The organism is Streptomyces sp. URMC 126 (assembly GCF_051386555.1).
Lineage (GTDB): Bacteria > Actinomycetota > Actinomycetes > Streptomycetales > Streptomycetaceae > Streptomyces.
In genome coordinates, this window is the sequence record NZ_JBPQTX010000235.1 from 1 (window position 1) to 11,215 (window position 11,215).

Sequence of the window (11,215 nt, forward strand, 5' to 3'; positions counted from 1 at the left end):
CCTCAAACGCCGGACGGGCTTGATTTAGCCGGTCCGGCGTTTGAGGACAGCGCCCGGAGGGCGCTTCGGGGGTGCGGGGGCGCAGCCCCTGCAAGAAACGGTGAAAGGGCGGGACCGGGGCACCCCTAGCCGTCAGGCGCCGCGCGCGGCCGGGCCGCTGGAGTCGCGGGCGACCAGGGACACCGGCAACGCCGCCGCACCGTCGGGCCGCCCGTCGAGAACCGCGGCAAGCGCCCGCATGCCGGCCTCCCCGACCGCCTCCGCAGGCAACCGCACAGTGGTCAGCTCGGGGTCGACAGCCGTCGCCAGCGAAAGATCGGCGAACCCGGTCACCGAGACATCGTCCGGAACCCGCAACCCCAGCCGCCGAGCGGCCTTGCAGGCGCCCGCGGCGAGCATGTCGTCGTCGCAGACGAGGGCCGTCGGCCGCGGGCCGGGCCCGGAGAGGACGCGTTCGGCCGCCGCCCGGCCCGCGTCGACGTTCAGGGCGGCCGGCTCCGTGCGCAGCACCCGAGCGTCGGGGACGCCGCGCAACGCGTCGGCCAGGGCCCGGGCCCGGACCCGGAAGGTCCAGGAGTCGACCTCGGCGGCCAGGTGGGCGAAGCGCCGGTGGCCGAGGTCCAGCAGGTGGGCGGCGACCTGGCGCATGCCGTCGGCGATGTCCGGGTTGACCGTGGCGGCGGCCTCCGCGCCGCGGGGGTCGCTGTCGAGCATGACCACCGGCAGGCCGCCGGCCCGCAGGGCGGCCAGCGAGTCGACCGCCATGGACGAGGCGATCACGCCGTCGAGGGCGGCGCGGGCGGAGGCGAAGGGGTCCCGGGCGGGGCCGATGCCCTCGGGGGAGGGGTAGAGGAGGACGCCGACGCCCTGTTCGCCGGCGACCCGCGCGGCCCCGGCGTAGACCCGGGCGAAGAATTCGTTGGTGAGGGCGGGGACCACGAGCAGGACGGTCCGGGTCCGGCCCAGGCGCAGGTCTCGGGCGGCGAGGTTGCGGCGGTAGCCCAGTTCGCGGGCGGCCGCGCGGACCGCCTCGGCGCGTGCCTCGGAGACCCGGCCGCGCCACTTGTCGCCCATGACCAGGGAGACCGTGGCCTGGGAGACGCCGGCCGCGCGGGCCACGTCCCGGCTCGTCGCCCGGGCGGGTGCCGCGTGCGCCCCCCGGACCGTCGGCCAGCGGCCCCCGCCGCCGCCTCTGTTCTGTTCGCCGTCCGTCACCGCGGTGACGCCCCTCTCCGCCGACTCCCCACGGGTGGACCCGTGAGCTGCCGACATGGTACGTATAACCCGTCAACGTTATACGTAAAACCACACGGACGGACGCAGGAACGTCCCGGCGGACCCGGCCACGGCCGGTCGAGAGAGGCAGATGATGGCGGCGGGCTACGGCGAGATGCTCAGGACGCGGTACGCCGCGCGGTTGCTGGTGGGCACCCTGGTGGGCCGGCTGCCCACCGCCACCGCCGCGCTGGCGGTCGTCCTCTTCGCCCGCGCGGAGGGCGGCAGCTACACCCTCGCCGGCGCCCTCTCCGCCGCGTATGGCGTGGCCAACGCCATCGGCCAGCCGCTGCTGGGCCGGGCCGTCGACCTCTACGGCCAGCCGCGCGTCATGCTGCCCTCGGCCGTGCTGTCCGCCCTGGGCATGGTCCTCTTCGCCGTCGTCGGCCTGGAGCCGCTGCCCGTCGCCTACGCGGCCATGATCGTCGCAGGCTTCTTCACCCCGCCGCTGGAGGGCGGCCTGCGGGCGCTGTGGCCGTCCGTCCTGGAGCGCGAGGACCGCATCCACGCGGCCTACGCCCTGGACGCCGTGGCCCAGGAGGTCATGTACGCGGTCGGCCCGCTGATCGTGATGCTGTTCGTCCGCGAGTGGTCCGAGGCCGCCGCGCTGCTGGTCATCAACGCCCTGGGCGTGCTCGGCGCGCTCGCCGTGGTCAGCTCCCCGCCCTCGCGGAAGTGGCGCAGCGAGCCGCGCGAGGCCCACTGGCTGGGCGCCCTGCGCTCCCGCGGCCTGCTGGTCGTCCTGGGCACCTTCTTCTTCGTCGGCTCGGCGCTGGGCTCCATAGCCGTCGCCTCCGTCGCCTACGCCGACGCGCACGGCAACCAGATGATCTCCAGCTACCTGCTGTCCGCGCTCAGCGCCGGTGCCCTGGTCGGCGGTGTCGTCTACGGCGGCCGGCAGTGGGCCGGCGCGCCGGAGGGGCGGCTGCGGATGATCATCGCCGCGCTGGCCGTCTGCTACCTGCCGCTGCTGCTCGTCCCCGGCGTCGTCCCGATGACCGTCCTCGCGGGCATCGCCGGTGTCTTCCTGGCGCCCGCGCTCGCCTGCGCGTTCGTCGTCGTCGACCGGCACGCCCCGGCGGGCACGGCCACGGAGGCGTTCTCCTGGCTGGTCACCTCGTTCGGCGTCGGCGCGTCCATCGGTACGGCCATCGTCGGACCGGCGGTGCAGTCGGGCGGTGCCCGGGCCGGGTTCGCGGTCGCGGCGGGCGGCGGGATCGCCGCCGCGCTCGTCCTGCTGGCGGCGCGCAAGGCGCTGACCGCCCCCGAGAAGGCGTCGCCCGTCGTCGCGCGTTCGGAATCCGATCGGAACGGTGCCGTCGAACCCGGTTTCAGCGCAGGGCATCAGGCGTAGTGTTCAGGCATGGACCGCCGCATTTTCGGGCTGGAGAACGAGTACGGCGTCACGTGCACGTTCAGGGGACAGCGCCGACTGTCGCCTGACGAAGTGGCGCGGTACCTCTTCCGCCGTGTCGTTTCCTGGGGCCGCAGCAGCAATGTCTTCCTGCGCAACGGCGCCCGTCTCTACCTCGATGTGGGCTCGCACCCGGAATACGCGACACCAGAGTGCGACAACGTGATCGAACTGGTCACCCACGACAAGGCGGGCGAGCGCATTCTCGAGGGTCTGCTCGTCGACGCCGAACGCCGCCTGCACGAGGAGGGCATCGCGGGCGACGTCTACCTCTTCAAGAACAACACCGACTCGGCGGGGAACTCCTACGGCTGCCACGAGAACTACCTCGTGGCGCGGCACGGGGAGTTCTCCCGTCTGGCGGACATCCTCATCCCCTTCCTGGTGACCCGTCAGCTGATCTGCGGGGCCGGCAAGGTCCTCCAGACGCCGCGCGGCGCGGTCTACTGCGTCAGCCAGCGCGCGGAGCACATCTGGGAGGGCGTCAGCTCCGCCACCACCCGCTCGCGCCCGATCATCAACACCCGGGACGAGCCGCACGCCGACGCCGAGCGCTACCGCAGGCTGCACGTCATCGTGGGCGACTCGAACATGTCGGAGACCACGATGCTCCTCAAGGTCGGCGCCACCGACCTGGTGCTCCGCATGATCGAGGCGGGCACGGTGATGCGCGACCTCACCCTGGAGAACCCCATCCGGGCCATCCGCGAGGTCAGCCACGACATCACCGGCCGCCGCAAGGTGCGCCTGGCCAGCGGCCGGGAGGCCTCCGCCCTGGAGATCCAGCAGGAGTACTACGAGAAGGCCGTCGACTTCTGCGAGCGGCGCGGCATCCGCACGGGCGTCGTGGAGCGGGTGCTGGAGCTGTGGGGCCGGTCCCTGGAGGCGATCCGGGACGAGGACCTGGACCGCATCTCCACCGAGATCGACTGGGTGATGAAGTACCAGCTCATCGAGCGCTACCGGGCGAAGAACGGCATCAGCATGTCCCACCCGAGGGTCGCCCAGATAGACCTCGCCTACCACGACATCCACCGCCGCCGGGGGCTGTACTACCTGCTGGAGCGGCGCGGCCAGGCCGCCCGGGTGTGCAACGACCTCAAGATCTTCGAGGGCAAGTCGGTGCCGCCGCAGACCACCCGGGCCCGGCTGCGCGGCGATTTCATCCGCCGCGCGCAGGAACAGCGCCGGGACTTCACCGTCGACTGGGTCCATCTCAAGCTCAACGACCAGGCGCAGCGCACCGTGTTGTGCAAGGACCCTTTCCGGTCGGTGGACGACCGGGTGGAAAAGCTGATTGCCGGAATGTGAGCGGAAGCACGGCCTGCCGCGTACACGGCCGGAAAGCGTGAATTCGGGGAAGTGAACGCGACATCGGTGCGCCGGACCCCTCGGTCCGGCGCACCGCCGTGTCGGACGGGGGTGCCGGGCGGGGCGCAGGCCGTAGAGTGGCGGGCACTGTTCAGCCACCCCCTAGCCCGAGTTGGACCGATGCTGCGATTCACCGCGGGACGATCCCCGCAATCCCGTCGCCTCGCGAGGACCGCGAGCGGCACCCGCCCGTCCCGCCGTCTGGCCGCCGCCCTGGCCGTGCCCGTCCTGCTGCTGACCGCCGCGGGCTGCGGCTCGGACGACGACGGCGGCTCCAAGAAGTCCGCCGAGAGCAGCTCCAAGGCCTCGGAGAGCTCCAAGTCCGCGCAGGGCGACGGCTCGAAGATCACGGTGTCGGGCGCCTTCGGCGAGCAGCCGAAGATCTCCGCCCCGAAGGACGCCAAGGGCTCCGACAAGGTGCGGATCAGCACGCTCACCGAGGGCAAGGGCGCCACGGTGGAGAAGGGCGCGTTCGTCCGGCTCGCCTTCACGGTGCAGTCGACCCAGGAGGGCAGCCCGCCCAAGGGCACCTGGAACCCGGAGCCGGGCCAGGACACCAAGGGGCCGCGCCGCGAGATGGTGCAGCGGGTGGGCGTCGGCGAGGGCGGCGGCCAGGTGCCGGCCCCGGTCGCCGACGCACTGGTCGGTCACAAGACCGGCACCCGGGTGTGGGCCGAGGGCACGCTGAAGTCGATGTACGGCGACAAGGTCCAGCAGAACACCGACCAGACCCTGGTGTGGGTCCTCGACATCGTGGCGACCGGCAACGCCGACGCCAAGGCGGAGGCCAAGGGCGAGCAGGCGAAGCCCGAGCCGGGGATGCCGGAGGTGAAGGCCGAGTCCGGGAAGGCGGCCGAGATCACCATCCCCAAGGGGGAGAAGGCGCCCAAGGAGCTCAAGGAGCAGATCCTCGTCAAGGGTGACGGCCCGGAGGTCAAGGCCGGGGACGGCCTGATCGCCCAGTACACCGGTGTCCTGTGGGACGGCGGCAAGAAGTTCGACTCGTCCTGGGACCACGGCGGCGCCACCGCCTTCCAGATCGGCACCGGCTCCGTCGTCTCCGGCTGGGACAAGGGCCTGGTCGGCAAGCACGTGGGGGACAGGGTGCTGCTGGTGCTCCCGGCCGAGCAGGCGTACGGCAGCAGCCCGCCGCCCGGCAGCGGCATCCCCGCCGACGCCCCGCTGGTCTTCGTCGTGGACATCGTCGGCAAGGTCTGACGGGGGCCGGCCCGGCCCGGGGCCGGCCTGGAGCGGCCCGGGGCCGGGCGGCAGCCGGGCGGCGTCCGGCCGGCACATCGAGGCCGAACGCGGATCACCGATCTGCGAAACTTGCACGGTTGTCCGCAGAATCGTTCTAGGAGCATTTACGTGAACATCGACAAGCCGGAGATCGACTTCCCGGAGGGCCCGGCGCCCAGCGACCTGGAGATCGTCGACCTCTGGGAGGGCGACGGCCCGGTGGCCAAGGCCGGCGACTTCGTCAAGGTCCACTACGTGGGCGTCGCCTACTCCACCGGTGAGGAGTTCGACGCGAGCTGGAACCGCGGCCGGCCGCTGGAGTTCAAGCTGGGCGGCGGCCAGGTCATCGAGGGCTGGGACAAGGGCATCCAGGGCATGAAGGTCGGCGGTCGCCGTCGGCTGACCATCCCCGCGCACCTCGCCTACGGCGAGCGCGGCGCCGGCGGCGGCGTGATCGCCCCCGGCGAGACGCTGATCTTCGTCTGCGACCTGATGGGCGTCTGACCGACCCCGACCGGTTCCGGCCGAGGGCCCGCGCACGTCGCGCGGGCCCTCGGCTTTTGCCGGGTGACCCGTGAGCGGTACGGTCATCGGTTGAAAGAACATGAGAAGAGGGCGAGAGGGCGTCGATGGCGATTGCCAAGGCCGAGCGGCTGATGAATCTGGCGCTGTGCCTGCTGGGGACGCGGCGTCCGCTCAGCAAGCGGGAGCTGCGCGGGTCGATCGAGGCCTACCTCGAAGCCTTCGGGCCCGGCAACGACGTGGCCTCGGGGCCGGTGTACGACACGTCCCTCGGGCCGGCGGACGAGCCGGACGCCGGGCCGGACGCCGCCGCGGGCGCCCGCTCCGCCCGCCGGGCCGCCTCCTCCTCCCGGACCGCCGCCACCGGCAGTGACGACGCCTTCAACCGCATGTTCGAGCGGGACAAGGAAGACCTCCGCGAGCTCGGCCTGATCATCGAGACGGTCGAGGGCGCCGACGGCGAGACCGGCTACCTCGCCCGCCGGGACAGCAACCGCCTCCCCCCGATCACCCTCGACGTCGAGGAGTCCGCGGCGCTGGGCCTGGCCGCGAAGGTCTGGCAGCAGGCGCGGCTGGCGTCGGCGGCCAGCGGCGCGCTGCAGAAGCTGCGCGCGGCCGGGATGCCGCTGGCGGAGGACGCGTACGAGGGCGGCGCCCTGGAGACGCGGATCCCCGTGCACGAGGCGGCGTTCGAACCGCTGATGCTTGCGGCGCGCGACCGCCGTACCGTCGTCTTCGACTACCGCAAGGCCAACGCGGCCCGCCCCGAGCAGCGGCACGTCGAGCCGTGGACGCTGGAGTGCTGGCGCGGCCACTGGTACCTGGCGGGCTGGGACCGCGACCGGCAGGCGGAGCGCGTCTTCCGCCTCTCCCGCATCACCGGCCGGGTCCGCTCGCGGGCCCTGCCGTTCACCGCGCCGGTCCCCGACCACGTCACCGTCCGGGAGACCGTGGAGAGCTGGGCGGGCGAGACGGCCACCGGCACCGCGCTGATCAAGGTCAGGGCGGGGCACGGCTACCCGCTGCGCGCCAAGGCCCTGAACCGCCGGGACCTGGGCGACGGCTGGGACGAACTGGAGATCCCGTACGGGCACGGCCTGGACGCCTGGCTCGTCGAGTTCGGCCCGGACGTGGTGGTACTGGAACCGGACGACCTGCGGGCCGACGTCGTCGAACGGCTGCGGGCCGTGGCCAAGGACTGACCGCCGCGCCGGCGCGCCCCGGCGGCGAGCCCCCATCCCGACGAGCCGACCACCCCACCCCGACGAGCGGACCCAGCGGACCCCGAACCAGAAGGGCACGGACCGACCCCCCATGGCCGGAAACGCCATCGACCAGACCCGGCGGATGCTGTCGCTGGTCACCTACCTGCGCGAGCGCCCCGGCGCCCGCGTCGCCGACGTCGCCCGGGCCTTCGGCATCACCGAGGACGAGCTGATCGGCGACCTCGACGTGCTGCCGATGTGCGGCACCAGCTTCCGCGGCGGCGACCTGCTGGACATCGACACCGACGGCGACCGCATCTGGTGGCACAACCCGGACGCGTCGGGCACCAGCACGGGCGAGCCGCTGCGGCTCGCCGCCGACGAGGCCACCGCGCTGCTGGTGGCCGCCCGCGCGGTGGCCACCCTGCCCGGTCTGCGGGAGAGCGACCGGCAGGCGCTGCTGCGCGCCACCGCCAAGATCGAGGCCGCGGCCGGGGAGGCGGCGGGCGCCAGCTCCCGGCTCTCGGTCACCTTCGAGTCCGAGGGCGGCGTCTTCGCCGACGTCGACCGGGCCATCGCCGAACGCCGCCGGCTCTGGGTCCGCTACTATTCGCCGGCCCGCGACGAGCTGACCGAGCGCGAGGTCGACCCGATCCGTCTCTTCGCCGTCGGTCACACCTATATGGAGGCGTGGTGCCGGCTCTCGGAGGCCCGGCGCACCTTCCGGCTGGACCGGGTGGCCGAAATCCGACTGCTGGACGAGGTCTCCGACCCGCCGCCGGTCGAGCCGCGCGACCTGTCGGCCGGACTGGTGCAGCCCGCGGCCGAGGACCCCGAGGTCGTCGTCGAGGTGGGCCCCGGCGGGCGCTGGGTCGCCGAGTACTACCCGCACGACAGCGCCGAGGAGCTGCCCGAGGGCGGTCTGCGGATCACCCTGCGCACCCCCGACCCCGCCTCGCTGCGCCGGCTGGCGCTGCGGCTGGGCCGGGACGGCCGTATCGTCTCGCCCCCGGAGCTGGCCGCCAGCGCGCGGGACGCGGCCCGCGAGGCCCTCGCGGCGTACGGCGGGTGAGGCCGGGGTGACCGGAGTGAACGGGGCGACCGGGGTGAACGGATACGCGCGGGAGCTGCCGGGCACGGTCTTCAAGGCCGCCTGCCCCGACTGCCGGGGGAGCTTCGAGCTCACGGCGGCCGCGCTCCGGCTGGCGATCGGCGGCAGCCGGCGCACCACCTTCTACTCCTTCACCTGCCCCGACTGCGGCGCGTCGGTGCGCAAGCCGGCGGGAGAGCGGATCGTGCAGCTGCTGACGGGCGGCGGGGTGCGGACGCTGCGGCTGCACTCGACGGTCTGAGGCCCGGGGCCTTCGGGGCTTGGGGCCTTCGAGGCCCGGGGAGCGGTTTGCCGGGCCCGTGCCCGTCTCCCGTCCCGCCTTCGGTAGGTTCGTCCCCATGCTCTTCCCCATGCTGGCCGTCGCCCTCTCCTTCTGCGGCATCGCCGTGCTCGGCGTGCTCGCCGCGCTCGTCCTGGTGCAGGTGCGCCGGCTGGCCCGGCAGGTCGAGGAGAGCTCCCGGCGGATCACCCGGGCGACCGAGGACCTGGAGCGGGCCGCCGTCCCGCTCGCCGCCGAGGCGGCGCGGGTGGCGCACGGCGTGCGCCCGGAGTGAAGCCTGGCGCGCACCGGCGGGCCGGAAGCGGCCGACGGCCGTCTCCTCCGCCGGAGGCGCTGGCGGTACGCTGGTGCGGGTGACCCTGCCGACGAAGCGGAGGGTCGCACGCGGGAACAGCGGGGGGAACGGCGGGGAAGTACGCGCGGGGATTGCCCGGCGTTCATCCTTGCGCGTTACGATCGCTGCCGTACGACTGCTGGACAAAACGTCTTATCGGTCCACAGCTCCACACCCCTAAACCGCTTCGGTGAGAAGGTAAACGCTTATGTTGTTCGGACGGATCGGGGCCCCCGAGATCATCCTCATTCTCGTCGTTGTCGTGCTGCTGTTCGGTGCCAAGAAGCTCCCCGACATGGCGCGCGCCCTCGGGAAGTCCGCCCGCATCCTCAAGAGCGAGGCCAAGGCGATGAAGTCCGAGGGCAAGGACGCCTCGGCGCCCGCCGAGCCCGCGGACCAGCAGGCGGCGGCCCCGCGTACGATCAAGGCGGCCCCCGGTGACGTGACCTCGCGCCCGGTGCAGGAGCCGGCCGACCGCACGACGCAGCGCTGACGACCGAGGACGACGTTTGAGGCGGCCGCCCTGGAGGCGACCGCCTGCCGCACGAGATAGGGACGTGGGTTGCCCAAGTCTGCCCGCAAGAAGGAGAAGGACCCCGAGGGGCGGATGCCGCTCGCGGAGCATCTCCGTGAGCTGCGCAACCGGTTGGCGAAGTCCGTCATCGCGATCGTGATCGTCTCGATCGTCTCGGCGATCTACTACCGCGAGATCATCGAGATCTTCCAGCATCCGATCCAGGACGCCATTGGCTGCAAGGTGTCCCTCGCGGAGCTGCTCGACAAGAAGCCCACCGAGCAGACCCGGTGCGCCAACCTCACCATGTCCGGACTGACCGGGCCCTTCGCCCTGATGATGAAGGTGTCGCTGGTCTCCGGCCTCGTGGTGTCGAGCCCCGTGTGGCTGTACCAGCTGTGGGCCTTCCTCGCGCCGGGCCTGCACCGGCACGAGAAGAAGTACGCGCTGAGCTTCGTCGCGGCCGGTGTCCCGCTGTTCGCGGCGGGTGCCTGGTTCGCGTACACGATCCTTCCCACGGCTGCCGAGGTCCTGATCGACTTCACGCCCACGGGAGTGCAGAACCTTCTGCCGCTTGACGAACTGCTCGACCTGATCATGCGGTTGGTCGTGGTCTTCGGCCTCTCCTTCGAGCTGCCGCTGCTGCTCATGCTGCTCAACTTCGGCGGTGTTCTCACCGGCCGCCGGATGCTGGGCTGGTGGCGCGGCATGATCATGGGCGTCACGATTTTCGCCGCCGTGGCGACGCCGACCGTCGACCCCTACTCGATGTTCATGCTGGCCGGGCCGATCGTCGCGCTCTACTTCATCGCCGTCGGCATCGCCATGCTCAACGACAAGCGCAGGGGCCGGGCCAACCCGGACCGTCTCCTCGACGACGACGAGGCGGCGCCCCTCGACCTCACCCCCGAGCCGATCGACGACGGGGAGCCGCTGACCGCGGCCGACCGGTCCGGTCGCCAGGGGCACAACGGGGAGCCGGTGCGACGGAACGGGTACGACGACTTCACCTGATCCACCCGGTCCGTGACAGCGGACTCGACGCCTCCGGGGCGGCAGCCGTACAAGGCTGCCGCCCCGTGGCGTTCGGTGTCCCGCGCGGCCGGTAGGGTCCGCGCGTGACCAGCGAGATTACGCTTTTCGTCAATCCGGCGGCCGGACGAGGCCGTGGGGCGCGGGCCGCTTTGCCCGCGGCCCGGGTGCTGCGCGCGGCCGGGTACGCCGTCCGTACCGTCGTGGGCGTGGACGCGGCCGACGCGCTGCGGCGGGCCCGGGAGGCGGTGGCGGGCGGTACGGGCGCGCTGATCGCCGTGGGCGGGGACGGGATGGTGTCGCTCGCCCTGCAGGCGGTCGCCGGGACGCCGACACCGCTCGGCGTCGTCGCCGTCGGGACGGGTGACGACTTCGCCCGCGCCAACGGGCTGCCCGTCGGCGACCCGGAGGCGGCGGCGCGGCTTATCGCCGGCTCACTGAAGGGGGACGGGGGCGTCCCGCGCGATCTGGGGAGGGTGGTCGGCGGACCGTATTTCGGCACGGTCCTCGCCTCCGGCCTCGACTCGCGCGTCAACGACCGCGGCAACCGGATGCGGTTCCCCGCCGGGCGGCTCCGGTACGACCTGGCGCTGCTCGCCGAGCTGGCCGCGCTCCGGCCGATCCCGTACCGGCTGCGGCTCGACGACGGGCCGGAGCGGCTGGTCGAGGCGACGCTTGTCGCCGTGGGGAACGGCGGGTCGTACGGGGGCGGGATGCGGATCTGCGCGGGGGCGCGGATGGACGACGGGCTGTTCGACGTGACGGTGGTCGGGCCGTGCGGCCGGGCCGAGCTGGTGCGGGTGTTTCCCCGGGTGTACCGCGGTACGCATCTGCGGCATCCCGCCGTGAGCGTGTTCCGTGCCGCTCGGGTGTCGCTGGAGGCGGTGGGGGTGGCGGCGTACGCGGACGGGGAGCGGG

The 11,215-nt window shown here is 72.9% G+C and carries 12 protein-coding genes; 11 read left to right on the top strand and 1 reads right to left on the bottom strand.

Translation table 11 applies throughout. The features are described from left to right. Positions 1-132 precede the first annotated feature (132 nt). On the bottom strand, positions 133-1,119 hold the full coding sequence (locus ACSNOK_RS24245) for a LacI family DNA-binding transcriptional regulator (protein ID WP_436782885.1): 987 nt from the start codon (positions 1,117-1,119) through the stop codon (positions 133-135). 250 nt (positions 1,120-1,369) lie between these two features. On the opposite strand from ACSNOK_RS24245, the gene ACSNOK_RS24250 reads away from it, so the two are divergent. From ACSNOK_RS24250 to ACSNOK_RS24300, 11 genes are all read left to right on the top strand, one after another. Then, positions 1,370-2,629 carry an MFS transporter gene (locus ACSNOK_RS24250; protein WP_436782876.1) on the top strand — a complete coding sequence of 420 codons (1,260 nt, stop codon included), beginning with the start codon at positions 1,370-1,372 and terminating at the stop codon, positions 2,627-2,629. A 9-nt stretch (positions 2,630-2,638) separates the two neighbouring features. Beyond that, positions 2,639-4,000 carry a Pup--protein ligase gene (gene pafA / locus ACSNOK_RS24255; RefSeq protein ID WP_436782877.1) on the top strand — a complete coding sequence of 454 codons (1,362 nt, stop codon included), beginning with the start codon at positions 2,639-2,641 and terminating at the stop codon, positions 3,998-4,000. Positions 4,001-4,180: 180 nt separating this feature from the next. After that, a complete protein-coding gene (locus ACSNOK_RS24260; RefSeq protein ID WP_436782878.1) occupies positions 4,181-5,278 on the top strand; it encodes an FKBP-type peptidyl-prolyl cis-trans isomerase in 1,098 nt (365 codons plus the stop codon). A 150-nt stretch (positions 5,279-5,428) separates the two neighbouring features. Next, positions 5,429-5,803: an FKBP-type peptidyl-prolyl cis-trans isomerase gene (locus tag ACSNOK_RS24265; RefSeq protein ID WP_436782879.1), complete on the top strand. Its 375-nt coding sequence runs from the start codon at positions 5,429-5,431 to the stop codon at positions 5,801-5,803. A 125-nt stretch (positions 5,804-5,928) separates the two neighbouring features. Further along, complete coding sequence (locus ACSNOK_RS24270) at positions 5,929-7,023, top strand: helix-turn-helix transcriptional regulator (RefSeq protein WP_436782880.1); 1,095 nt, start codon at positions 5,929-5,931, stop codon at positions 7,021-7,023. A 112-nt stretch (positions 7,024-7,135) separates the two neighbouring features. After that, complete coding sequence (locus tag ACSNOK_RS24275; protein WP_436782881.1) at positions 7,136-8,098, top strand: helix-turn-helix transcriptional regulator; 963 nt, start codon at positions 7,136-7,138, stop codon at positions 8,096-8,098. A 7-nt stretch (positions 8,099-8,105) separates the two neighbouring features. Further along, positions 8,106-8,378, top strand: coding sequence for a hypothetical protein (locus ACSNOK_RS24280; RefSeq protein ID WP_436782882.1), 273 nt, complete (start codon positions 8,106-8,108; stop codon positions 8,376-8,378). A gap of 97 nt (positions 8,379-8,475) precedes the next feature. Then, positions 8,476-8,691, top strand: coding sequence for a hypothetical protein (locus ACSNOK_RS24285; protein WP_171167988.1), 216 nt, complete (start codon positions 8,476-8,478; stop codon positions 8,689-8,691). A 271-nt stretch (positions 8,692-8,962) separates the two neighbouring features. Beyond that, positions 8,963-9,244 (top strand): Sec-independent protein translocase subunit TatA, encoded by a 282-nt coding sequence (gene tatA, locus ACSNOK_RS24290; protein ID WP_436782886.1) that lies wholly within the window; start codon positions 8,963-8,965, stop codon positions 9,242-9,244. A gap of 69 nt (positions 9,245-9,313) precedes the next feature. Next, entirely contained in the window at positions 9,314-10,279 is a 966-nt protein-coding gene (gene tatC / locus ACSNOK_RS24295) for a twin-arginine translocase subunit TatC (protein ID WP_436782883.1), read from the top strand. Between the two features lie 104 nt (positions 10,280-10,383). Then, on the top strand, positions 10,384-11,215 hold an 832-nt coding region (locus ACSNOK_RS24300), incomplete at its 3' end, for a diacylglycerol kinase family protein (RefSeq protein WP_436782884.1).